The organism is Curtobacterium sp. NPDC086286 (assembly GCF_044746255.1).
Classification (GTDB): Bacteria; Actinomycetota; Actinomycetes; order Actinomycetales; family Microbacteriaceae; genus Curtobacterium.
Genome location: NZ_JBIVBW010000004.1, coordinates 132,069 through 155,405, shown reverse-complemented (window position 1 = coordinate 155,405; position 23,337 = coordinate 132,069). Strand labels below are relative to the sequence as shown.

Below are 23,337 nucleotides of genomic sequence, written 5' to 3'. Positions count from 1 at the left end.
CGGTCCTCGCGGGAGGCTGGGCACGCCCACGGCATCGCGTTTCTCGTCCATCCGAGCCCGCTGCTGGACGTCCGGGCGGCCCCTGGTCGGTAGACGGGACGGGTGCAACTGATCGGCAACGGTGGAGAACGGTTCGACGACGTCCGCGAGATCGGGGTGCTCCGGTGCGGGGGCCTCGGCGACCTGCTCTTCGCGGTGCCGGCGCTCGAGGCCCTGGCAGCGGCGTACCCCGACGCGCGCATCACCCTGCTCGGCACGCCGACCGCCCCGGCGGTGCTGCGCGGCCGGACCGACGCCGTGCACGTGTTCGAGGAGCTGCCGGTCGTCCCGGGCGTCCGGGACTCCGGCGACGGTGCTCCGACCCTCGCGGACTTCGAGTCGCGGCTCGCCGGGCGCTTCGACCTCGCCGTGCAGCTGCACGGGGGCGGACGGAACTCGAACCCGTTCCTGCTCCGACTCGGCGCCCGGCACACGGTCGGCACCGCCACCGAGGACGCCGAGGTCACGGAGCGCTGGGTCCGCTACGTCTACTACCAGCACGAGGTCCTCCGGGCGCTCGAGGTCGTGTCGCTCGCCGGTGCCGCACCCGTGACCCTCGACCCCCGCGTGCGCGTCTCCGACGAGGAGCGCGCGGCGGTCCGCGACCGGCTCGGCGTCCGCACCGCGTCGGACCGCAGCGGGCGGCTCGTCGCGATCCACCCGGGGGCCACCGATCCGCGGCGCCGCTGGAGTCCGGACCGGTTCGCCGCGGTCGCCCGGGCTCGGCTCGCCGCCGGCGACGACGTCGTCCTCGTCGGTGACGCCACGGACGTGCCCGCTGCGGCAGCGATCCGGGCCGCGCTGCCCGCGGACACCGCGGACCGCGTGCACGACCGCACCGGCGCGCTCCCGCTCACCGACCTCCCGGCGGTCCTCGCGGCGGCGGACGTCATGGTCGGCGACGACTCCGGCCCGCGGCACCTCGCCGTGGCCGTGGGCACCCCGACGGTGGGCGTGTTCTGGTTCGGCAACGTGGTGAACGCCGGTCCGTTCGACCGCGGTCGGCACCGCGTCCACCTCTCGTACGTGACGCGGTGCCCGGTGTGCGGGGTCGACGTGACGCAGGTCGGGTGGACGGCCGAGCGCTGCGCGCACGACCCGTCCTACGTCGACGAGGTCGAGCCGCAGGCCGTGCTCGACGACGTCGCGGACCTGCTCCGCACCACGTGACTGGAGGCGCGGTGCGGGCCCGCACCGCGCCTCCCGTCCGTCAGACGGTCGCGTCTACGGCCAGCTCGGCTCCGTCGCCGGCATGATCGACAGCTCGCGGATCTCGCAGCCCGCGGGCTGCGCGAGCGCGAACAGGATCGCGTTCGCGACGTACTCCGGCTCGATGAGCTGCGCGTCCGGCCCGGGCTTGTACTGCTCCGTGCGGTCGGCGAAGAAGTTCGTCCGCATGCCCGCCGGGATCACGTTCGTGACGCCGACGCTGCCGCCGGTTTCGGCGGCGAGGGCCTGCGAGAACCCGCGGACGCCGAACTTCGACGCCGAGTAGGCGGTTCCGTCCCCGACGCCGCGGAGGGCGAGCGACGAGGAGACCGTGACGACCCGACCGTGCGACGCCTCGAGCGCGGGCAGCGCCGCACGGACGACGGCCGCCGTGCCGAGCAGGTTGACGGCGACGATCCGCTCCCAGTCGCCGGACGAGATGCCGCCGATCGGTGCGGGCTTGTCGATCCCCGCCGCGGTCACGACGGCGTCGAGGCCGCCGTGCCGCTCCGCTGCCTCGCGGACGGCTCGCTCGGTCGCCTCGGTGTCGGTGACGTCGACCGCGACGGCGTCGAGGCCGTCCGGGACGGCATCGATCCGCAGGTCGAGGACGATCGGCGTGCCGCCGGCCTCGGTGACCGCGGCGACGACCGCGGCCCCGAGGCCGGAGGCGCCGCCGGTGACGAGGACGCGGCCGATGGGGGTGGTGGGGACGGGCATGGACTTCCTTCCGTGGTGGGGGTGGTGGGGCGTGCCGGCTCAGCCGACGTGTTCGAGGGCCGCCGCGAGTCGCGTGGTCGACCGGCCGGGGTGGAACGGGACCGTCACGATGCGGCCGCCCCACTCGGCGAGGGTGTGCGACTCCGGGAGCTCGGCCGCGGTGTAGTCGCCGCCCTTCGCCCAGACGTCCGGACGGAAGCGGCGCAGGGCCTCGTCGGGCGTGTGCTCGTCGAAGACCACGACGGCGTCGACGCAGTCCAGCGCGAGGAGCAGCTCGACGCGGTCGTCCTGGCCCATGATCGGCCGGTCGGGGCCCTTGAGCGCCCGGACCGAGTCGTCGGAGTTCAGGCAGACCACCAGGCAGTCCCCGAGCGCCCGGGCTGCCGAGAGCGTGCGGGCGTGCCCGGCGTGCAGGAGGTCGAAGCAGCCACCCGTGGCCACCACGGTCCCGCCCGCGTTGCGCACGTCGTGCACGAGGCGCATCGCGTCGCGGTCGGCGCCGGGGACGGGCACGGGTGCCGGACCCTCCTGGGCGAAGAGCGCCGTGACGCCGCCCGCGGCGAGGTACTCGGACGCTGCGGTCACCCCGGCGGTGACGGCCTCGGCGACGTCGGCTCCCGAGGCGAGGGCGACGGCCACACCGGCGGCGAGACGGTCGCCCGCACCGCAGGGGTCGCCTGCAGTGACGGAGGGTGCCGGGACGAAGCGGTTGCCGTCCCTGCTGCTCGCGACGAGCGCGCCGCGGTCGCCGAGCGTCACGGCGACGGCATCGACGCGCCACGTGGCGACCAGGTGGGCCGCTGCCGCGGTGGCGAAGGTGACGTCCGCGCTGCCGGCGCTGCCCGCGCCGGCGTGGGGCGCCACGACGGCGTCGGCGGTGAACCGGCGCGCCTCGGCGGAGTTCGGCGTCACGACCGCGACCCCGGCGACCGGGGTGGCGCCCTTCGGGTGCGGGTCCCAGACGACCGGGGTGCTCCGGGCCGCGCGGGCGAGGGCCTCCCGCATGCGCGGCGCAGCGGCGACCCCGCGGCCGTAGTCGGCGACGACGACGGCGTCGACCCCGTCGAGGGCGGCGGTCATCGCGTCGGTGACGTCCGGGACGGGCGGGGTGCCGCACCCCTCGTCGATCCGCACGAGGGCGTGGTCGACGACGCGGACGCGGGTCTTCACGGGCGTGGGCGCTCCGGACGGGCCCGCGACGACGGTGACGTCCGGGAGCAGGCTGCGGATCTCCGGTCCCCTGGAGTCGTCGGAGAGCACGGTGACGAGGGTCACGTCGTGGCCGTCGCGCGCGAGCATCGTCGCTACGAGGCCGGCGCCACCGGCACGGCGGTCGTCGGTGCGGACGTCGACGACGGGCACGGGCGCGTCGGGGCTGAGGCGCTCGCTCGTGCCGGAGACGTCGACGTCGAGCAGGGTGTCCCCGACGACGGCGATGCGGAGCCGCGGCGCGGTCGCGGACCCGTGCGGCACGGTGGGGTTCCCGTGCCGCCCGGTGGGGTTCCCGTGCGGCCCGGTGGGGTTCCCGTGCGGCCCGGTCATCGCCGTGCCCCGCGGCGGAGCGCCGGTTCCATCGCCCGGCACAGTGCGTGCACGAGGACGAGCTGCGCCTCCTGCACGTTCGCAGACGGCCCGTCGATGCAGATCGCGTCGTCGACCGCCTCGGCGAGCGGGTTCGGCCGCGGCCCGGTCATGGCGATCGTCCGGGCCCCGACGGCGCGGGCGGCCTCGGCGGCGCGGAGCAGGTTCGGGCTCCGGCCGCTCGTGCTCAGCAGGACGAGGACGTCGCCGGCCCGTGCGTGCGCCGAGACCTGTCGGGCGAAGACCTGGTCGAAGCCGTAGTCGTTCCCGATGGCCGTCACGGCGGAGGACTCGGCGTGCAGGGAGATCGCCGAGTACGCCGGGCGGTCCCCGTCGAAGCGACCGGTCAGCTCGGACGTGAGGTGCTGCGCCTCGGCCGCCGACCCGCCGTTGCCCGCGGCGAGCAACCGGCGTCCGGCGACGAGCCGCGCGGCGATGTCGTCCGCCCATGCACCGATGTGGTCGCCGTGGTCGACGAGCGACGCGACCACGGGGACCGAGGCCGCCACGTGGTCGAGCACGATCCGCGCACTGGCGCTGGTGCGCTCGTCGACGGTCCCCGTGCGTTGGTCGATGGTCATCGTGCCGTCCTCTCGGTGGACTGGGTGGAGCGGGCGGTCCGTCCGGCCCGTGGACCGCGGGTCTCGGTGTCGATCGGGGCGAGGGCGTCGGGGGCGAGGGCGTCGGGGACGGGGGCGGCGACCGACCGGCTGCCGGCGAGCAGCCGCTCGTAGACCCGCTCACTGTCCGCGGCGACCTTCTGCCACGTGTAGCGCGACTCGGCACGCTCGCGGCCGGCCCGTCCGTACTGCGCCCGTCGGTCGGGGTCGTCGAGCAGACCGCCGACGGCCGCGGCGACGGCGTGCTCGTCGCGCGGGGGCACGTGCAGCCCGGTGGCGTCCTCGACGACGGTGTCGATCAGCCCCCCGACGCTCGACGCGACCACCGGGCGTCCGCACGCCATCGCCTCGAGCGGGACGATCCCGAACGGCTCGTACCAGGGCGCGCAGACGACGACGTCCGCGCTGCGGTAGACCGCCGGCATGTCGTGCTGTCCGAGCTGGCCACGGAAGGTGACGTGGTCGCGGACACCGAGGGACCGCGCGAGCGCGTCGAGGCGCTGGTACTCCGGATCGTCCGGGAGGTCGGCGCCGGCGACCCCGGCACCGCCGACGACGACGAGTTCGACGTCGCGACCCTCGTGCACGAGCGCGGCGAGTGCGGCGATGGTGGTCCCGACGCCCTTGCGCCGGACGAGCCGCGACGCCGTGAGGATCCGGGCGGCACGGCCGCGCTCCTCCACGGGGAGACCGGCGCCCTCGGGTCGGAACAGCGACACGTCGACGCCGCAGGGCACCACGGAGATGCGGTGCAGCGGGACACCGAGCGCCTTCAGCTCGAACGCCTCGTCCGAGCACGTCGCCACGACCTGGTCGGCGCTGCGGCCCACCGCGGGCTCGAGCCACTCGCGCTCGGCCGGGCTCGTGTCGGCAGCGCCCTGGTGTCGGCGCTTCACGACCCCGAGCGCGTGGAAGGTCTGGACGACCGGGATGCGGACGCCGCCGGTGCGCGCCTGGACCTGGGCGACGGCTTCGAGGGCCGCGTGCCCGGACATCCAGAAGTGCGCGTGCACGACGTCGGGCCGGTCGACGAACCACTCCGCGGCGAGCACCGACGCGAAGGTCCCCATGTACGGGAAGAGGTCGTCCTTCGGGACCGCCCGCGCGGGCCCGGCATCGACGTGCACGACCTCGACGCCGGGGCGGAGCAGGACGCGCACGGGCTGGTCGGCGTCGTCGCGTCGCGTGTACACCGTCACCTGGTGCCCGCGGTCCGCGAGCGCGCCCGACAGTTCGGCGACGTGCACGTTCTGCCCGCCGGCGTCGACCCCGCCGAGGACCGCGAGCGGACTCGCGTGCTCGGACACCATCGCGATCCTCATCGCGCACTCCCTTCCAGCGCGGCGGAGGCCGTGCGGTTCCGCGTCACGGCGCGCGTCACGGCGTCGTCGAGCAGGTCGTCCCAGTCCGCGGTGAAGCGGCCGAGTGCGTGCCGCGCGAGCGCGGCCTCGCGGGCGACGGCACCCCGTCGGCGCGCTTCGTCCGGGTCCTCGAGCAGGGTCCTGGAGGCGCGGACCAGCTCCTCGACGTCCGTCGCGATCGCGCCCGCCTCGGCCGGGACCGTGCGGGCCGCGTCCGTCGTCGCCAGGACCAGGACCGGCATCGCCAGGTGCATCGCCTCGATGAGCGACAGGCCGAGTGACGTCCACCGGTTCGGGTGCACGTACGCCCGGCGCTCGGCGAGGGCCGCGTGCATCGGGTCGGCGGGCACGTCGCCGCGGGCGACCACACGGTCGCCGAAGCCGAGTTCGGGCAGGCGCTCGGTGCCCATGCCCCAGACGTCGACGGGTGCGACCGCGGCGAAGCGGGGGAGCAGGTCGGTCCCGACGACGCGGCCGCGGCGCACGGGTTCGTTGATGACGACGCCGAGTCGGTCGAGCGTGCCGGTGTACCGGGGCCCGGGGTCGACGACGCCGTGCTCGACGACCGTGGTCCGCGTCGAGCCGCAGTCCCACATGAGCGCGTTCCAGTGCGTGACGTGGGCGATGGTGACGTCGTCGCGGTCCCGCAGCGGGTGGCGGCTGTTCGGCACGTCCACACGGGGTGCGTTGTGCTCGACGAACACCATCGGGACCTCGCGCCCGCCGAGCAGCCGGCGCGCCTCGTCGAGTTCCTCGGGCCGCTGCAGCACCACGACGTCGACCTCGGCGTCGGCGACGTCGGCCGGGTCGATCTCGACGACGGAGGCCGGCCAGGCGCGGTCGGCACGGCCGAGCCCCCAGGCGTCCCGGGCGGGCGTGGTCGGGACGAGGTACTCGTGCTGGCCGCGGACGAAGGCGTCCATCCAGCCGCCGTGCACGTGCCACACGAGGATCCGCATGCGGGGCCTTCCGGTCGGGATGAGGAGAAGAGGAGGAGGAGCAGTGCGGAAGCTACGCAGCACCTTCTGGCGTGCTCCGCAGACTTCTCCGGACCATCCGGGAAGCGCGGTCGAGCAGCCTCCGGTGCGCTTCGAGGACGTCCTCGATGCGCACGGAGGACAGGCACGGGTGCCCCGGCACCGGGCACGCTCGGGCTCGGCTGAGGCGACACGGAGCCCCCTGGTCGCCGAGCAGTTCGACGAGCGGTGCGTCCGGCGCCCACTTGACCGCCGGGACCACCGGCGAGAACAGGCTGACGATCGGCACGCCCACCGCTGCGGCGAGGTGCGCCGGCCCCGTGTTGCCCACGACGACGACCTCGGCACCGGCCAGGACCGCCGCGAGCTCGGCCGGCGTGGTGCGTCCGCCGAGGTCGATCGCGGTGTCGCCGGCGACCCGCGCCGTCAGGGCGCGCTCGCCCGGCGAGCCGGTGACGACGACGGCGGTGCCCTGCGCCGCGTACGCGGCGACGAGGGCCCGGTGACGGTCCTCCGGCCAGGCGCGGGCCGGGACGCTCGCGCCGGGGTGCACGACCACGTACCGGTCCAGCCCGGCCACCTCGGCAGGCGGGGCGACGTCGAGACGCACGCCGAGCCTCCTGGACGCACCCGACGGCAGTCGGAACCCGGCGGCCTCGGCGATGCGGAGGGCGCGCTCGGGTTCCGGGACGTCCTCGGGGAGGTCCTCGCCGGGTCGGAGCCGCACGTCGAGCAGTGAACCGGGGTGGTCGACGCTCGCGCCGGAGACGCGACGGACGCCCGCGAGGCGGAGCAGCAGCGCGACCGGCAACGGCGACTGGTGGAACGAGGTGAGGACCACGGCCTCGTCCGGCGCCTCCTCGGCGACCAGGGCGCGGAAGTCGGCGAGCAGTGCGTCGTCGATCGGGCGGGCGGTCTCGGTGACCCACGGCGCCGCCCAGACCCGGACCCGGTCCACGCCGGGCAGCAGGTCCGCGGCGGGTGCACCCTGCGGCCCGCACAGCATCGTCACGTGGGACGCGCCGGCGGCCACGGCCCGGACGGCGAGCCCGGCGACGAGGACGTCGCCGAACGAGTCGAGCCGGACGACGAGGACCCGGGGTCCGGTCCTCACGAGCGCACCGCCCGCACGTGGTCGAGGACGAGCGCCACGGCGTCCTCGATCGTCGCCGCCACGGTCGGCGCGGCGTCGACCTCCTCCTGCCGGGTGCGCGGCGTCGGGACCAGGACGGCCTGGGCGCCCGCGGCCAGAGCGGCGCCGACGTCCGCGCCGATGTCGCCGACGACCACGAGCTCGGACGGGTCGAGACCGAGTCGTCCGGCCGCGTCGAGGACCATCCCGGGCCGCGGCTTCCGGCACGCGCAGTCGTCGTCGGCGTCGTGCGGGCAGACGCACCACACGTCGAAGGGTCCGACGAGTTCGTCCACCCGGGCGTTCGTGGCGTCGACCTGCTCGCGCGTCGCCATCCCCCTCGCGATCACCGACTGGTTCGTGACGACCCCGAGCGCCAGCCCGGCGGCACGGGCACGTGCCACCGCTCGACGCGCGCCGGGGACGGGCACCACCCGGTGCGGGTCGGCGTTGTACGGGACGTCGATGACGAGCGTGTCGTCCCGGTCGAAGAGGAGACCGCGCACGGTGCGGTCCGGAGCGAGGGCCATGCTCCTGACGTACCGACCGCGGGCCGGTGACGGGTTCAGGAACAGCCGCGGAACGCGTTCCCGGACGGGCGGGCGGCGGCGTCCGTCTAGCGTCGGCGCGGTGACCGCCGTCGACACCCTGCCCCCGTCCGACGGGCGCCCCGAGCTGCTCGTGCTCCGCGCCATCAAGCTCGGCGACCTGCTCGTCGCCGTGCCCGCACTGCACGCGCTGCGCCGCGCCTTCCCGGACCACCGGATCTCGCTCGCGACGACGGCCTGGCTGGCGCCCGTCGTGGAACTCGTGCCCGACGTGGACGTGCACCTCGCCCAGCACGGTCTGGACCACCCGATCGGCGCACCCGCGGGCGCGGTCGACGTGGCCGTGAACCTGCACGGCGCCGGGCCGGAGTCGTCCGACCTCGTCGCCGCGCTCGGTGCCCGTCGGGTGATCGGCCACGCCGACCCCACGAACGGCTTCGACGGACCGGAGTGGCCCGACGCGGTGCACGAGCGCGACCGCTGGGCCGACCTGCTCCGGTGGCACGGGATCGAGGCCGACCCCGACGACGTCGCGATCGCCCGTCCCGACGCGCCGTCGGTCGCCGAGGGTGCCGCGGTCGTGCACGTCGGCGCGTTCCACGGTGCGCGGCACTGGCCGACGGACCGCTTCGCCGCCGTGGTGCGCGGACTGCGCGAGCGCGGCCTCGACGTGGTGCTGACGGGAGGCGCGGACGACGTCGAGCGCGCCGCCGCCGTCGCGCAGGCGGCCGGGCTGGCGCCGGGGGCGGTCCTGGCCGGCGTGCTCGCACTGCAGGACTTCGCGGGCGTGATCGCGGCCGCGCAGCTCGTCGTGACGGTCGACACCGGCGCCGCGCACCTCGCGTCCGCCTACGGCGTCCCGTCGGTGGTCGTCTTCGGTCCGGCGCCGCCGGAGGCGTGGGGGCCGCCCGCCTCGGGTCCGCACGTCGTCCTCACCGACGCCTCGGTGCGGCGCGGCGACGTCTTCGCCGACGACCCGGACCCCGCGCTGCTCGCCATCGGGCCCGACGACGTGCTCGCCGCGGTGGACTCGCTCGGCGTGACCGACCCGTCCGCGGCCCGGTAGCGTCGACGGCGAGCGACCCGGACGCGCCGGGTGCTCGCGAGGAGGCGCACGTGTTCGAAGCCGCGAACATCCGGGACTGGATCGGCCTGCCGGTCGTCGACGAGGCGGACGACAAGGTCGGGACGCTCGAGAGCATCTACTACGACACCGCGACGTCCGAGCCCGCCTTCGGCGCGGTGACCACGGGGATGGTCGGCTTCCAGAAGCTCCTGTTCGTGCCCCTGACCGGAGCCCTCGTCGCGCCGAAGCACCTGCGTGTCGCATACCCGAAGAAGACCATCAAGGCCGCGCCGACGATCGCGACCGACGGCGAGCTCGACGCGTCGCTCGAACCGGAGGTCTACCAGCACTACGGGCTCGAGTACCGCACCGGCAGCGGGGGAGAGCGGCGCCTGGGTCGTCGCTGACCGCGGCGCCCGGTCGGTCGCTGACCGCGGCAGCCGGGTCGACCGGTTAGCCTGGTCCGTCCGACCCGTCCCTGGAGGCCGAACCTGCTCCGCTCCGTCCGCTCGACGCTGCTCGCCGTGGTGGCGGCCTTCGTCGTGCTCGCCGGATCGGTCGCGAGTGGTGGTGCGGCGTCGGCTGCGCCGATGTGGCCGGTCCCGCAGCCCTACCCGGTGACCGGTGTGCCGGAGGAGACGCTCGCGGACATCCCGCCGGGCAGCGAGTACGTCGCGCTCGGCGACTCCTACTCCGCCGGGTACGGGCTGTCCGACCCGACGCACCTGCCGACGAGTGCGTGCGGGCAGTCCGCCCAGGACTACCCGCACCGCATCGCCGCGCGCTTCGGGCTCGCCCTCACCGACGTCACGTGCGGCGGCGCCACGAGCGACGACGTCACGAGCGGCTTCCAGTTCAAGGGTGTGCCCCCGCAGATCCGGTCGCTGTCCGAACGCACCCGCCTGGTGACGCTGACGATCGGCGGGAACGACGCCGACCTCTTCGGCACGGCGGCGTCCTGCCTCGCGCTCTCGGCGAAGGGCCCGGTGTTCTCCGGACGCGACGCACCGTCCTGCCGGAGCACGCTCGTGACCGACGGCGAGGACCTGCTCGGCACGAAGATCGAGTCCCGCGTCGCCCTCGGCATCGCCGACACCCTCGCCACGGTCAAGGAAGCCGCGCCGAACGCGACGATCCTCTTCCTCGGGTACCCGGCGATCTTCCCGGACGCCGACCACACGCCGAAGGGCGGCTGCTTCCGGTCCGCCCTCGACCTCGGGACGCTCGCGGGGTCCTTCCCGACGAACTCGTACCCGTTCACGAACACCGACGTGCGGTACCTGCACGGCGTGCAGGAGGCGCTGAACGACGTCTCGGCGTCGGCGGCACGGGCGGCCGGGGTCCGGTTCGTCGACGTGTTCTCGTCCACCCAGGCGCACTCGGCGTGCGCGACGAAGAAGCCCTACGTGTCGGGCGTCTCGCTCGACGGCACCGGCGACCTGCGGCGGATCGACCTCGAGCCGGGAGCCCTGCACCCGAACACGCGGGGCGTCGCCTACCTCACGAAGCGCGTGGCGGCCGCCGCGCGCGACCTCGCCGGCTGACCGGTCGCGGCGGGGACCTCCGCGCTCCCGACGTCGTGTGCGCCGTGCGCCGCCCGTGGGACCACGCACACCGGCGACGCCGTCTCCCGCAGGACGTCGTGCAGCACCGACCCCGAGAGCGCCGTCACGTGTCCGAGGCCGAGCACGACGAGCGAGGCACGGCGGGTGTGCGCGGCGATCGCGTGCCCCGGGTGCCCCTCGACGAGCAGCGGGTGGAACCGGACGCCGGGGTACCGAGCGGTCAGGTCCGTCGTGACCCGCTGCAGCAGCTCGGCGTTCCTGGTGCGCCACCGCATCGGGTCCTCGGCGAAGTCCGTGAGGCCCGTGCGAGTCAGCACCGGCATCTCCCAGGCACGCAGGAGCGTCACGCGACGGTGAAGTCGGTGCGCCTCGTCGACGGCGATCGCGAGGGCGCGTTCGTCGATCGGCTCCTCGACCGCGAGGACGACGTCGCCGTCGATCGGGTGCGGTCCCTCCGGCACGACGACCGTCGGCACCGCTGCACGTTCGGCGACCCGGGCCGGGTCGCCACCGGCCGTCGAACCGCGCCGGCCGCGGAAGGTCCCGACGACGAGCAGGTCGCCACCGTCCGACTCCTCGACGAGTGCCGCGGCGAAGGGCCCGGCGTGTCGACGCACCTCGACCCGGACGTCGGGCATCGCGCTGCGGGCAGCGTCCGCCAGGGCGTCGGCCACGCGCTTGCCGTCCGGACCGGTGCGCCCTTCGATCGCCGGGTCCACGCCGATGACCCGGATGCGTTCGATGCCCGTGCCGACCCGGGACGTGACCCAGTGCAGGGCTTCCTCGTGCGGCTTCGCCGCGTCGGCGGCCAGTGTGACCGTCGTCCACCGTTCGTCCATCCCGATCGACCTCCTCGTCCGGGGTCCTCCGGGGGCGTCGCCATGGCGCTCCTTGCGCTGCAAACTACTCCCGTTGCCCGCTGTGTCGCCGTTGCCCGCTGTGTAGCCTCGCGCTGTGGTGTTGAGCGCTGGACTCCTGCTGTACCGGGCCGACGACGCCGGCGTGCAGGTCTGGATCGCGCACACGGGCGGGCCGTTCTGGCGGAACCGCCCGCGCGCGTGGTCGATCCCGAAGGGGATCGTCGAGGGGGACGAGGACCCGCTCGACACCGCACGGCGCGAGTTCGCCGAGGAGATCGGGGTCGCCGCACCGGACGGACCGGTGACCGACCTCGGCGAGGTGCGGCAGGCGTCCGGCAAGCGCGTGCGGGTGTTCGCGGTCGACGCCCCGGGCTTCTCGGTCGATCGGGTGCGGTCGAACACGGCGCGGATCGAGCTGCCGCGGGGCTCCGGACGGTTCGTCGAGGTGCCGGAGGTCGACGACGCACGCTGGGTCCCGATCGACGAGGCGCGGTCGATGGTCGTCGCGGGACAGGTCGCGGCGTTGGACCGGCTGACCGCGGAGTGACCGGCTCCGGGCGCGTGTCACGAACACGTCTCGGTGTGGACGGACTTCGCGGTCGCTGGATAACCTGAGCGAGCGTCGTGGTGAGGCGGCGCCGAAACAGGGGAGTTCCACATGCGGCGTTGGCGCGCAGTCACCGCAGGGCTGACCGGGATCGTGCTCGGAGCGGGTCTGGCGATCGGGGGCGCCACGAGCGCGTCCGCCGCGCCGGCCGGCCACTGGGGCACGTTCACCGTCAGCGGGTCGAGCAAGGCCTACACGGGCACGATGACACTGCCGGGGTTCCCGGCGACGACGTTCTCGTCGAACTCACGGCAGTCCACCGTGATCAGCGGTGCCTCGACCTGGCAGGGGCCGTCGACGGGACCGGGCGCGGTGTACGGCTCGAGCCGCGGGAACACCTACATCAACCAGCGCCCGAACGCCGACTCGCCGACCTCGTCGGCAGCGTCGACCACGACCTACACCTTCGACGGTGCGACCCCGGGCAACGGCAGCTGGTCCTTCGTCCTCGGTGACGTCGACGCCGACCAGGCGACGATCTCCGCGACCGTCCAGGGCGGCGCAGCGGCGACCGCGGCACAGCTCGGCTACCAGAGCTCGTACAACTCGTGCTCGTCCGTCTCCGCCGGCGGATGGAGCTGCCCGGCCGATCCGGGCGGGGTCCCTGCTGGCCAGGACGCCCCCACGTGGGACGCCGCGACCCGGACCCTGACGGGGAACGCGGCCGCCAACGACACCTCCGGCGCGACCGCGTGGTTCACGCCGACGGTCCCGCTCGAGACCCTGACGATCACCTACCAGCAGCGCAGCGGGTTCCCCGTCTACCAGACCTGGTTCGCCAACCGGACGGCGGCGATCACCGGCACCGCGACGCTCGACGACACCCCGATCCCCGGCGCGACCGTCACGGTGCAGGCACCCCGCGGCACGCTCTACACGACGACCACGGGCGCCGACGGCACCTACTCGTTCCCGGAGCTCCCGGTCATCGGCGGCTACACCGTGACGATCACGCCGCCGCCGAACGCCGACGGCACCCCGTCGACGACGACGTCCCTCAACACGGTTCCCGGCGGCGCCGACCAGGTCGTGGACTTCCCGTTCACCGCACCACCGGGCACCACCTCGGTGATCGGCACCGTGACCGACGCCGACGGCAACCCGGTGTCGAACGTCCCCGTGGTGATCGTCGACCCGTCCGACGGCGAGGAACTCGTCAACACGACGACGAACAGCGACGGCGTCTACACCGGTTCCGACCTGCCCGCCGGCACCGACCTCGGTGTCTCGGTCGGCGACGAGGACCCGACGACGATCACGACCGGACCGGCCGGTGGCGACCCCACCGCGCTCGACCCGATCGAGGCCCCCGCCGCGGTCATCGCGACCGTCACCGGTGTCGTCAGCCTCGACGGCGCTCCCGTCGCGGCCGGTCAGGTCGTGGAGCTGCTGCAGGGCACCACCGTCGTGGCCTCGACCACCACGGACGCCTCGGGCCGCTACACGTTCCACACCGCGGCCGGCACGTACACCGTCCGCACCACCGTCCCGGAGCCCGGCGCGACCGGCCCGACCCAGAACACCGGGGTCACCGTCGCCGGTGGCGCGAGCGCGGAGTCGAACCTGCCGTTCGCGACGCCCGCGGCGCCGGTCGTCACGACCACGGACCAGCCCGGCACGGTCACCGACACGAACGGCGACCCGGCCGCGGGCGTCGACGTCGTCGCGACCCCGACTGACCCGGAGGCCGGTGACCCCGTCCGGACCACCACGGGCACGGACGGGACGTTCGACCTCACCGGCCTCGCGCCCGAGACGGAGTACACCGTCGAGGTCGACGGCGCGGACCCGGTGACGATCACCACGCCCGCGAGCGGTTCGGCCGCGGCGCTGGCGATCACGGTCCCGGCCGCCGTCGTGACCCCGACCCCGACGCCCACGCCGTCGGCTCCCGCTCCGGCTCCGACCCCCGGCGGCGGTTCCGGCACGACGCCGATCTCGTCCGGTGGCGGATCGACCACCGGCGGCGCGCTGGCGTACACGGGCGCCGACCTGACGCCGGGGCTCATCGCGGCGGGCGTGCTCGTGCTGCTCGGCGGCGGGCTCCTGACGTTCCGTGCGGTGCGCAACCGCCGCCGGACGTCGCATCTGCAGGACTGACCGCACACACGACGGGGCGGGGCCGGCGCTGCCGGTCCCGCCCCGTCGTGCGTGCGGGGCGCCTCAGCGCCGCCGACGCGTCGGCACCGAACCCGTCGCCACCGCGACCGACCCCGTCAGGGTCTGGATCGCCCGCGACACCACCGGCACCGAGGTCGTGACGACCGCGAGCGACGACGTGATCGCCTCGATCGACGAGGTCGACAGGTGCTCCTGGTTGTGCGTGTGCACCGGGAAGCCCCGACGCGCCGCGATCACGACGCCGAGCGACCCGACCAGCACGACGGCCCCGGCGAACGGCATGAACTGCAGCCCGACGACCCCGAGTGCCTGGCCGCCGATGGCCGCGCCGCCGGCGATGCCGATGTTCGACGCACCGTTGATGAGCGCACCCGCGATGTCGGGCGAGACACCGCCGGAGCGGATCGCCGCGGCCATGAAGAGCGTGCCGGTGGTGCCGTTCGCGGCCATCCACACACCGGCGACGACCATCGTGCCGAGCAGCGACCCGTGTACGAACGGCAGCACCGCGAACGCCGCTGCCATCACGGCGACGGCCGCGATGAGCGTCTGCCGCGGAGCCCGGTCGACGAACATGCCGGCGAGCCAGAGGCCCACGACACCCGTGCCGCCGAGGACGAGCAGCGCCCCGCTGACCATGTCGGCGTCGAGCCCGGCGTCGATCGCGTACGGCCCGATGTAGGTGTAGACGACGTAGTGCCCGGCGAAGAGCAGCAGGTCGGCGATCACGACGGAGAGCAGGCCGGTGCGGGCCCAGGCCTTCGGGGATCCGATGTGCGGCGACGATGCCCCGCGGACGCTCGGCAGGAACAGGAGCGCGACGACGGCCAGTGCTGCTGCGGCGACGGCGACGGCACCGACGGCCGGGCGCCACCCGATCGACTGCGCGACCCAGGTCGCCACGGGCACGCCGATGACGAAGCCGAGCGAGCTGCCGGAGTACACGAACGCGATCGCGCGACCGGCGAGACGCGGCGGCACGATCCGCGTCGCGTAGGCCGAGGCGACCGAGAAGAAGAGTGCGTGTGCGACACCGCCGACGATGCGACCGGCGCAGACCACCGCGAAGGACGGCGCGAGCGCGATCATCACGTTCGACACCGTGTAGCCGATGAGCGTCGCCACGAGGACGGTCTTGCGGGGGAGCCGGGCGGTGAAGGACGTGAGCGGCAGCGCGAGGATCGCCACGGCGGCGGCGTACACCGTCACGACGATGCCCATGGTCGACTCGGAGACGCCGAGGTCGGCGCTCATGGTGCCGAGCAGCCCGACCGGCATGAGCTCGGTCGTGATCGCGAAGAACGTCGCGAGCCCGAGCACGGCGATGCCGACGATCGACTGCGTGGTGACGGTGATCGGCCGCGTGTTCGTCGACACGGCCGAGGTGGTGGTGTTGGTGGACACGATGCTGACCTCCTCCGGGGAACGGCGGAGCGCGCGTCGGTGTCGACGTGACGACGACCGGACCGGACGGTGCCGGCCGACGATGCGCGCTCGCTGTGGTGTGTGGATTGTGGGTACGACTCCACGGCGAGTGCGCTCTTCCAGTGTTGCACGCTGCAGCGAGGAGATGCGAGGGCCTTCGCCGAGAAAGTCCTAGGAGCGCTCCAACGCCGTCAGTGCCGAGACATTCCCGATCAGTTCTCGTTCGTCACGGTGCCCTGCACCCCGCCGCCCCGGAGGCTCAGCGTCAGCGTGCCGCTCATCGACTGCGCCGACAGCGAGACCGACCCGTGCAGCGCGTCCTGCCGCGGGTAGCACGCGGACGTCGACTCCAGCCGGTTCGCCGTCGCGACGAGGCAGATCGTCGAGCGGTCCGTCCCGACGCCGGCCCACACGCTCCAGGGGGTCTCGAACGAGCCGCCGTCGAGCGCGCGGTTCGTGAAGATGAGTCGCGTCGTCCGGAGCGTGACCGGCGCCTCGACCGGTCCCGGTAGCTGGTCGGCGTAGGTCTGCGGCGCGTCCAGCAGGTCCTCGAGCGTGATCGTCCCGGCACTCGGCGTCACGCTCGGCGCCGCCGCCGGGTCCGGCCTCGAGGTCCCGACCACCGTCCCCGCCGCGAACGCCACGCCGACGGCAGCCGCGACGCCCAGCCCGATCCAGACCCGTGGCCGGGTGGTCCAGAGCACCCGTGCGGCTCGCGTCCGCCAGGCGCCGATGCGGTCCAGGAGGCGCGACCCGCCTCCGTCACGGTCGCCCGGCTCCGTCCCGTGGCCGGTCCCCACCCCGTGGTCCGGTCCGTCGGGGACCCCGCTCGTGTCGTCGGTCGCCGCCCGGTCGACCGTGCTCGGAGCACCCTCGGCGGCGGCCGCGTGCTGTGGTCCCGCGTCCGGTGTCCGCGGCCCCGGTGTCGACGGCACCGAGACCGGACCCGGTGCCGGCGTCACCATCTGGTCAGCGGCGGCTCCCGAGGAACCGGCGAGGGGCCGCGCACCGCCGGTGTGGAACGGGCTCGTCGTGCCGGACGTGACGGCCCGGTCGGAGCCCGCCGCGGGGGTCGGACGCGACCGCCCCGTCGACCGGGCCCGCGGGGAGACGGGAGCCGCGCCTCCTGGACCGCGCCGTCCTCGGCCGAGCCGCTCGAGGGCGAGCCGCGCTGCGGCCGCGTCGGTCTCGGACGCGGCACCACCCCATGCGAGCGCCTCGAGCCGTGCTCGTTCTGCTGCCACGTCGTCGTCGGCCATGCGCACTCCCGGTCCGGTCGCACTGTCCGCCCATCGTCCCACCGGCGCCGTGCGGGCGCGCACCCAGTTCGCGGGGCGTAGACGGGGGTCATGAGCGACAAGCACGATCCCGACCCCGAGACCCTCGAGCCCCTGAGCCACGACACGCAGTCCGGGGAGGCCGACTACGTCGCGACGAGCCCGGGCGGGACGGGCACCGAGCGGCACGTCCCCCTGCCGGACGAGGAGCAGGGCCGCGGCACCGAGTACGACCCCGTCGACCAGGGCCCGCAGCAGGAGGGCCAGGGCGGCTGACACGCCCGCCGCCCGACCGCGACGTCAGGCGAGCACGCGTCGCAGCACCGCACGTTCCCCGAGCGTCCACGCCGCACTCGTGACGACGTAGAGTGCGGCGGCCAGGGGTGCGATCGCGGCGAACACCACCGTGACGAACGGTGCCCACCGGCCGATCGCCGCCGCCGCACCCGCTCCCGGCACCGCGGCGTCCGGCACCGCCGCCGGGTTCCACCGCAGGTTCGCGCGCCGGGTGAGCTCGACCACGAGGGCGAGCACGGCGAGCAGGAGCACCACGACCCACGCGTGCCACCAGAGCGGCGAGGTCACGACGACCACGAGCGAGTGCCCGAGCGGGACGCCCGCGAGCGTGGCCGTCAGCAGGGTGTTCACCGTGCCGTCGATCGAGGCGTGCGTGAACAGCGTGTACACCAGCGACAGCACCGGTGCCTGGGCGAGGACCGGCAGGCACCCGGCGAGCGGCGAGACCTTCTCGTTCGTGTAGAGCTCCTGCATCGCACGCTGCAGCCGTTCGGCGTCCTTCGCGTGGCGCCTCCGGAGCGCGGCGATCTGCGGGGCGAGGCGTCGGCGGTCCCGTTCCGCGCGGACCTGCAGCACGGCGAGCGGGACGAGCACGGCTCGGACCACGAGGGTGAGCAGCATGACGGCGACGGCGGCGGCGAGCCCTCCGGCGACGGGGGAGAGCGCCGCGGTGGTGGCGGCGAGGAGGTCGGCGCCGCCGTGCAGCAGCGGCCTGACGAGGGGCAGGGTGGTGAGGTCCATGACGTTCCGATCGGTTCGGTGGGAGGGGTCGCGTGTACGGCCCGTTCACCGGTCGGTGGTCAGGGCCTCAGGCGACGGCTCCCGGTGCCCGGGGTCGGGCGTGCCCGTCGGCGTCGGGGTGGCTCCACGCGATCCGCGTCACGAGGTCGACCGGGGCGCGCGACGACAGCGACCGGACCGGCACCAGGCCGAGGACGATCGCGAGGACGCCGGCGACCAGCACCGCGACCGCCACGGCCGTGAGCCCGAGCGCGGCGACCGCGAGGAGCGGGACGGCACCGACCGACGGGTCGCCGAGCACCAGCGCGGCGGTGGCGCGCAGCAGGAGTTCGACGACGGTCATGGTCCGTTCAGGGTAACGCCCGCGCGCCGTCGTGGGGGAAGTGGCTGGTCACGGCAGGATCGTGCCCATGACCGCAGGTTCGCCGAGCACCCCAGCGACCGCCGCCCTCGAGCGGGCAGGGGTCGCGTACACGCCGCACGTGTACGAGCACCACGAGACCGCCACGAACTTCGGCGAGGAGGCCGCGGCCGCCCTCGGGCTCCGCGAGGAGCAGGTGTTCAAGACCCTCGTGGTGTCGGTCGACGGTGCCCTGGCCGTGGCGATCGTCCCGGTGGCGAACCGGCTCGACCTCAAGGCGATCGCGGCTGCCGTCGGCGGGAAGAAGGCGACGCTCGCGGACCCGGCCCTCGCCGAGAAGCGCACGGGCTACGTGGTGGGCGGGATCAGCCCGGTCGGGCAGAAGACGAAGCTGCCGACCGTGGTGGACGAGTCGGCGCTGTCCTACGCGAGCATCTTCGTGTCCGGCGGGCGTCGCGGCTTCGACATCGAGGTGTCCCCGGCGGACCTCGTGCGCATCACCGAGGCGACCGCAGCACCGATCGCACGGACCTGAGCCGGGTCGCCGCAAGTTTCTTCCACGACCGGGAATGACCCGGCCCCTCCTGCGTTGCATTGAGTCGAAGGCACTCAAGTTCCCAGGAGGTCCCTTTGCCAGCAACGTTCGGCCCGACCGGCGGCAACGACTCGTTCGACGAGTTCCTCGCCCGCCTGCTCGCGGCACAGGACTCCGGCGCCCAGCGATCCGTACCGCTGGGACGCCCGGTCGACATCACGCGACTGCTCAGCCGTCGCACCCACGAGCTGCTCCAGCGCACCGCCGAGTTCGCGGCCGAGCAGGGGCAGCACGAGATCGACGCCCTGCACGTGCTGCACGTGCTCGTCCGCACCGACCCGTTCACCGCGGTCCTCCGGCACGCCGGGGTCGACCCCGAGCAGTTCGCGGACGAGGTCGAGCAGCGCCTGCCGATGGCGGGCGAACCCCGCCAGCAGCCCGACGGTCGCCCGGCCCTGACCGGGACCGCGCAGCGGATCCTGCTCGAGGCCACCCAGGCCGCCCGCGGGTTCGGCAGCACCTACACCGATCCCGAGCACGTCTTCTTCGCGCTCGTCATGGACCAGGACACCGTCACCGGGCAGCTGCTCGCCAGTGCCGGCGTCACCCCGCAGGTCATGCAGGACTACGCCGCGCAGGCCGCGGCGGCCGCCAGGGAGGGGCGCACGATGCCCACGAGCGCCGACCAGACCACCGACACCGAGAGCGACACCCCGACGCTCGACCAGTTCGGCACCGACCTCACCGAGCGGGCCCGCGACGGCCGCATCGACCCGGTGATCGGCCGCGCCGACGAGATCGAGCAGACCGTCGAGATCCTGCTCCGTCGCACCAAGAACAACCCCGTCCTCATCGGCGAGCCCGGCGTCGGCAAGACCGCCATCGTCGAGGGACTCGCCCAGCGCATCGCCGACGGCGACGTGCCCGTGCTGCTCCAGGGCAAGCGCGTGGTCGCCCTCGACCTCGCCGGCATGCTCTCCGGCACGCGCTACCGCGGCGACTTCGAGGAGCGCCTCACGAAGGCGATGGACGAGATCGCGGCGCACGCCGACGAGCTCATCGTCTTCGTGGACGAGCTCCACACCGTCGTCGGCGCCGGTGGTGGCGGCGAGGGCGGTTCGATGGACGCCGGCAACATCCTCAAGCCCCGGCTGGCCCGTGGCGACCTGCACATGGTCGGCGCGACCACGCTGAACGAGTACCGCCGGATCGAGAAGGACGCCGCACTCGAGCGTCGCTTCCAGCCGGTCACGGTGGGGGAGCCGAGCGTCGAGGACGCCGTCGCGATCCTCACCGGACTCGCCCCGCGCTACGAGGAGCACCACAGCGTCACCTACACGCCGGACGCCCTGCGCGCCTCGGTCGAGCTCTCGCACCGCTACGTCACCGACCGGCACCTGCCGGACAAGGCCATCGACCTCATCGACCAGGCCGGCGCACGTCGTCGCCTGGCCCTGTCGGGCGACGTCGACGTCGAGGCGCTCCGCGCACAGGTCGCGACGCTCAGCGCGTCGAAGGACGCGGCCGTCGCCGAGGAGCGCTACGAGGAAGCGTCGCGCCTGCGCGACGAGATCGACGGACTGGAGGCGCGGATCACCGCCGCCGGATCGGCCGACGCAGGTCGCGCCTCCGGTCCGGAATCCGTGGGCACCTCGATCACGGAGGAGGACATCGCGGCCGTCGTGTCGCGGGCCACCGGGATCCCGGCGACCCGCCTGACGCAGGGCGACCGCTCCCGGCTCGCCGCGCTCGAGGACGAACTCCACGAGCGCGTCGTCGGCCAGGACGACGCCGTGCGGGCGATCGCGACCGCGGTGCGGCGCAGCCGGACCGGCATGGGCGACCCCCGTCGTCCGGTGGGCAGCTTCCTGTTCCTCGGTCCGACCGGTGTCGGCAAGACCGAGCTCGCGAAGGCGTTGGCCGGGTCGCTGTTCGGCGACGAGTCGGCGATGCTGCGCTTCGACATGAGCGAGTTCGGCGAGCGGCACACCGTGTCGCGGTTGGTCGGCGCCCCTCCCGGGTACGTCGGCTACGACGAGGCCGGGCAGCTGACCGAGCGTGTCCGTCGGAACCCGTACTCGGTCGTCCTGCTCGACGAGGTCGAGAAGGCGCACCCGGACGTGTTCAACCTGCTGCTGCAGGTGCTCGACGACGGTCGACTGACCGACGGCCAGGGCCGCACGGTGGACTTCCGGAACACCGTCGTGATCATGACGTCGAACATCGGTTCGGAGTTCCTCGCGTCGCGGTCCGGTGCACTCGGCTTCGCGCCGGTCGGCGCCGGGGACGGGTTCGCCGAGGACGACCTGCGCGCCCGGGTCATGGGCAAGCTCCGTGAGGCGATGCGGCCGGAGTTCATCAACCGCATCGACGAGATCGTGCTGTTCCGCAAGCTCGACCGCGCGCAGATCGAGTCGATCGTGTCACTCCTGCTCGAGGACACCGCGCTGCGCCTCGTCGCCCAGGGGATGACCCTGACGGTGACGGACGCCGCGGTCGGGTGGCTCGCCGAGCACGGCTACGAGCCGGAGTACGGCGCCCGCCCGCTCCGTCGGCTGATCCAGCGCGAGGTCGACGACCGCATCGCGAGCCTCGTGGTCGACGAGGCCGTGGCCGCGGGCGACACCGTCCGGGTCGACGTGGTCGACGGCGCGCTCGACGCCACGGTCGCGGTCCCCGCCGCGGTCTAGGCACCTCGTCCGGATCGAACGCCCCGGTACCCCTCGTGGGACCGGGGCGTTCTGCGTGTCCGGCGTCTGCGAACTGTTCGGGAATGCAATTCCGGACGAATCTCGAGAAAAGGGTTGCGCGGGGAATACCGGTGTGGATAGTGTTCACGAGCAGCAATCACCGCGTCAGCACGAGACCGAGAGGGGGCCTGACCATGATGTTCACCGAAACGACTCCGTTCCGTGGAATCCGTACGTCCGGCGGCACCCCGATCCGGGTCCGCTGACACGGGGCGTCCCACACCAGTCGCATCTCCGACCGGCCCGTCCGCGCTGAGGTCCTCCTCGCCGTCCGGTGCTGTTCCGACCCTCGGTCGCACTCGCCCGTCGCCCTCGTGGTGACGCACTCGGCGTGTGCCCGAAACCGGTCGTGAATGTCGGTGGCCGGTGCGACGCTCCTTCCATCGGCAGCAATTCCTGACCGCACCCGTCGTGCATTCTTCAACGGGGCGCGGAATGCATTCTCGCGCATTCATCTCCCTTGCCCGCGTTCCGGGCAGTACTGCCATGCCCTGGCAGTCGTCGTCACGCCTGAAAGGCACCACCTTGTCAACGAAGACCGTCAACCGTCCCCCCGATACCCGTGCGGTGCGCCGTCGGGTCTCGCTCTCCGACCGCATCGCACTCCGCATCGGGATGTCCCTGATCATCTGGAGTCGTCGGACGCACCACGTGCGTCCGTCGGTCGACCTCGAGACGCGCCGGCGCCTCGAACAGGAGCGCGCCGCCCGCGAGGTCGCGTGGCTCACGCAGGTCGGCATGCTCAACCGCTGGCGCTGAGCCGCGCTGCGCGGCCGCGCGCCGCGTCTGCCGCAGTGTGCGAGGTTCCGCACTCCGTGCCCGGCCCCTGGCCCCGCACGGAGCGCGGGACCTCGCACACTGTCACGCGAACCGCGCCCCCGCGCCCTGCGCGCCGAACCGCGCACGGTGCGGGGCGGGTCGGGCGCACCCCGCACCTCCCGTACCGTTGTCGGGTGACCGAAACCGCAGCTGCACTCGTCGAACGCCTCACCGCCATCGTCCCGGACTTCCCGTCGCCGGGGATCCTGTTCCGCGACGTCACGCCGGTGTTCTCCGACGCCGTCGCGTTCGGCCGCGTGTGCGAGGCACTCGCAGCACCCTTCGCGATCGGCGAGGGCTTCGCCGCCGTCGCGGGCATCGAGGCCCGCGGCTTCGCGCTGGCCGGCGGGATCGCCGCGCAGCACCAGGTCGGCGTCCTCACCGTCCGCAAGGCGGGCAAGCTCCCCGGCGAGGTCCTCAGCGAGCAGTACGCGCTCGAGTACGGCGAGGCCGAGCTCGAGCTCCGCCCCGGGCAGTTGCCCGCGGGCACGCGCGTGCTCGTGGTCGACGACGTCCTCGCGACCGGGGGCACCGCGGCCGCGACCGTGACCCTGCTCGAGCGCGCCGGCTACGAGGCGATCGGCTTCGCCGCGCTGCTCGAACTCGACGGCCTGTCGGGTCGCGAGCGCCTCGAACCGCGCCTGCCCGTGCAGACCCTCGGCGCCGTCCCCGCGTGAGCCTCGGCGGGCGCCCCGCGCACTAGTCTTGATCCACCATCCAACCGAG

23 protein-coding genes are annotated in these 23,337 nt (G+C 74.1%); 11 read left to right on the top strand and 12 right to left on the bottom strand.

The features are described from left to right. The first annotated feature begins 102 nt into the window (after positions 1–102). Positions 103–1,209: a glycosyltransferase family 9 protein gene (locus ACIPKM_RS08900; protein ID WP_402736584.1), complete on the top strand. Its 1,107-nt coding sequence runs from the start codon at positions 103–105 to the stop codon at positions 1,207–1,209. Positions 1,210–1,263: 54 nt separating this feature from the next. Here ACIPKM_RS08900 and ACIPKM_RS08895 read toward each other — a convergent pair whose 3' ends face one another. The 7 genes from ACIPKM_RS08895 to ACIPKM_RS08865 form a co-directional block, all read right to left on the bottom strand. Continuing rightward, complete coding sequence (locus ACIPKM_RS08895; protein WP_071294656.1) at positions 1,264–1,968, bottom strand: SDR family oxidoreductase; 705 nt, start codon at positions 1,966–1,968, stop codon at positions 1,264–1,266. 39 nt (positions 1,969–2,007) lie between these two features. Beyond that, the gene (locus tag ACIPKM_RS08890) at positions 2,008–3,441 is read right to left on the bottom strand and encodes a PfkB family carbohydrate kinase (protein WP_402736583.1); all 1,434 of its coding nucleotides are present in this window, start codon (positions 3,439–3,441) and stop codon (positions 2,008–2,010) included. 65 nt (positions 3,442–3,506) lie between these two features. After that, positions 3,507–4,130 (bottom strand): SIS domain-containing protein, encoded by a 624-nt coding sequence (locus tag ACIPKM_RS08885; protein WP_261646710.1) that lies wholly within the window; start codon positions 4,128–4,130, stop codon positions 3,507–3,509. Beyond that, positions 4,127–5,491, bottom strand: coding sequence for a glycosyltransferase (locus ACIPKM_RS08880; RefSeq protein WP_402736582.1), 1,365 nt, complete (start codon positions 5,489–5,491; stop codon positions 4,127–4,129). Before ACIPKM_RS08880 ends, ACIPKM_RS08885 begins: the two co-directional genes overlap by 4 nt. Beyond that, complete coding sequence (locus ACIPKM_RS08875; protein ID WP_402736581.1) at positions 5,488–6,489, bottom strand: glycosyltransferase; 1,002 nt, start codon at positions 6,487–6,489, stop codon at positions 5,488–5,490. Before ACIPKM_RS08875 ends, ACIPKM_RS08880 begins: the two co-directional genes overlap by 4 nt. A gap of 52 nt (positions 6,490–6,541) precedes the next feature. After that, a complete protein-coding gene (locus ACIPKM_RS08870) occupies positions 6,542–7,621 on the bottom strand; it encodes a glycosyltransferase family 9 protein (RefSeq protein ID WP_402736580.1) in 1,080 nt (359 codons plus the stop codon). Beyond that, a complete protein-coding gene (locus ACIPKM_RS08865) occupies positions 7,618–8,169 on the bottom strand; it encodes an HAD-IIIA family hydrolase (RefSeq protein ID WP_336696444.1) in 552 nt (183 codons plus the stop codon). Before ACIPKM_RS08865 ends, ACIPKM_RS08870 begins: the two co-directional genes overlap by 4 nt. Before the next feature lie 100 nt (positions 8,170–8,269). Here ACIPKM_RS08865 and ACIPKM_RS08860 point away from each other — a divergent pair, with 100 nt between their 5' ends. The 3 genes from ACIPKM_RS08860 (at position 8,270) to ACIPKM_RS08850 (ending at position 10,797) form a co-directional block, all read left to right on the top strand. Beyond that, positions 8,270–9,253, top strand: coding sequence for a glycosyltransferase family 9 protein (locus ACIPKM_RS08860; protein ID WP_402736579.1), 984 nt, complete (start codon positions 8,270–8,272; stop codon positions 9,251–9,253). Between the two features lie 50 nt (positions 9,254–9,303). Continuing rightward, entirely contained in the window at positions 9,304–9,660 is a 357-nt protein-coding gene (locus tag ACIPKM_RS08855; protein ID WP_070418952.1) for a PRC-barrel domain-containing protein, read from the top strand. Positions 9,661–9,777: 117 nt separating this feature from the next. Beyond that, positions 9,778–10,797: an SGNH/GDSL hydrolase family protein gene (locus ACIPKM_RS08850; RefSeq protein WP_402736578.1), complete on the top strand. Its 1,020-nt coding sequence runs from the start codon at positions 9,778–9,780 to the stop codon at positions 10,795–10,797. Here ACIPKM_RS08850 and ACIPKM_RS08845 read toward each other — a convergent pair. Then, a complete protein-coding gene (locus tag ACIPKM_RS08845; RefSeq protein WP_402736577.1) occupies positions 10,749–11,657 on the bottom strand; it encodes a universal stress protein in 909 nt (302 codons plus the stop codon). The two genes, ACIPKM_RS08850 and ACIPKM_RS08845, sit on opposite strands and share 49 nt — an antisense overlap. A gap of 115 nt (positions 11,658–11,772) precedes the next feature. On the opposite strand from ACIPKM_RS08845, the gene ACIPKM_RS08840 reads away from it, so the two are divergent. Together ACIPKM_RS08840 and ACIPKM_RS08835 are read left to right on the top strand one after the other, a co-directional pair. Further along, positions 11,773–12,225, top strand: a complete 453-nt coding sequence (locus ACIPKM_RS08840; protein ID WP_402736576.1) for an NUDIX domain-containing protein — start codon at positions 11,773–11,775, stop codon at positions 12,223–12,225. A 111-nt stretch (positions 12,226–12,336) separates the two neighbouring features. After that, complete coding sequence (locus tag ACIPKM_RS08835) at positions 12,337–14,385, top strand: carboxypeptidase regulatory-like domain-containing protein (protein ID WP_402736575.1); 2,049 nt, start codon at positions 12,337–12,339, stop codon at positions 14,383–14,385. A 63-nt stretch (positions 14,386–14,448) separates the two neighbouring features. Here ACIPKM_RS08835 and ACIPKM_RS08830 read toward each other — a convergent pair whose 3' ends face one another. Continuing rightward, positions 14,449–15,810, bottom strand: a complete 1,362-nt coding sequence (locus ACIPKM_RS08830; RefSeq protein ID WP_071294666.1) for an MFS transporter — start codon at positions 15,808–15,810, stop codon at positions 14,449–14,451. A 233-nt stretch (positions 15,811–16,043) separates the two neighbouring features. Next, entirely contained in the window at positions 16,044–17,090 is a 1,047-nt protein-coding gene (locus ACIPKM_RS08825; RefSeq protein ID WP_402736574.1) for a hypothetical protein, read from the bottom strand. 90 nt (positions 17,091–17,180) lie between these two features. Between ACIPKM_RS08825 and ACIPKM_RS08820 the strand changes: the two genes are divergently transcribed. Further along, complete coding sequence (locus ACIPKM_RS08820; RefSeq protein WP_071294668.1) at positions 17,181–17,384, top strand: hypothetical protein; 204 nt, start codon at positions 17,181–17,183, stop codon at positions 17,382–17,384. Positions 17,385–17,408: 24 nt separating this feature from the next. On the opposite strand, the gene ACIPKM_RS08815 is transcribed toward ACIPKM_RS08820, so the two are convergent. Together ACIPKM_RS08815 and ACIPKM_RS08810 are read right to left on the bottom strand one after the other, a co-directional pair. After that, positions 17,409–18,146, bottom strand: coding sequence for a YidC/Oxa1 family membrane protein insertase (locus ACIPKM_RS08815; protein WP_402736573.1), 738 nt, complete (start codon positions 18,144–18,146; stop codon positions 17,409–17,411). A gap of 67 nt (positions 18,147–18,213) precedes the next feature. After that, positions 18,214–18,489 carry a DUF6412 domain-containing protein gene (locus ACIPKM_RS08810; protein WP_402736572.1) on the bottom strand — a complete coding sequence of 92 codons (276 nt, stop codon included), beginning with the start codon at positions 18,487–18,489 and terminating at the stop codon, positions 18,214–18,216. A 67-nt stretch (positions 18,490–18,556) separates the two neighbouring features. On the opposite strand from ACIPKM_RS08810, the gene ybaK reads away from it, so the two are divergent. The 4 genes from ybaK to ACIPKM_RS08790 all read left to right on the top strand — a co-directional run bounded on the left by ybaK (position 18,557) and on the right by ACIPKM_RS08790 (position 23,288). Beyond that, the gene (gene ybaK, locus ACIPKM_RS08805; RefSeq protein ID WP_070418963.1) at positions 18,557–19,042 is read left to right on the top strand and encodes a Cys-tRNA(Pro) deacylase; all 486 of its coding nucleotides are present in this window, start codon (positions 18,557–18,559) and stop codon (positions 19,040–19,042) included. A 95-nt stretch (positions 19,043–19,137) separates the two neighbouring features. Next, on the top strand, positions 19,138–21,732 hold the full coding sequence (locus tag ACIPKM_RS08800) for an ATP-dependent Clp protease ATP-binding subunit (protein WP_402736571.1): 2,595 nt from the start codon (positions 19,138–19,140) through the stop codon (positions 21,730–21,732). Positions 21,733–22,317: 585 nt separating this feature from the next. Next, positions 22,318–22,551, top strand: a complete 234-nt coding sequence (locus ACIPKM_RS08795; protein ID WP_139201846.1) for a hypothetical protein — start codon at positions 22,318–22,320, stop codon at positions 22,549–22,551. 194 nt (positions 22,552–22,745) lie between these two features. Beyond that, positions 22,746–23,288 carry an adenine phosphoribosyltransferase gene (locus ACIPKM_RS08790; protein ID WP_070418966.1) on the top strand — a complete coding sequence of 181 codons (543 nt, stop codon included), beginning with the start codon at positions 22,746–22,748 and terminating at the stop codon, positions 23,286–23,288. Positions 23,289–23,337: the final 49 nt, after the last annotated feature.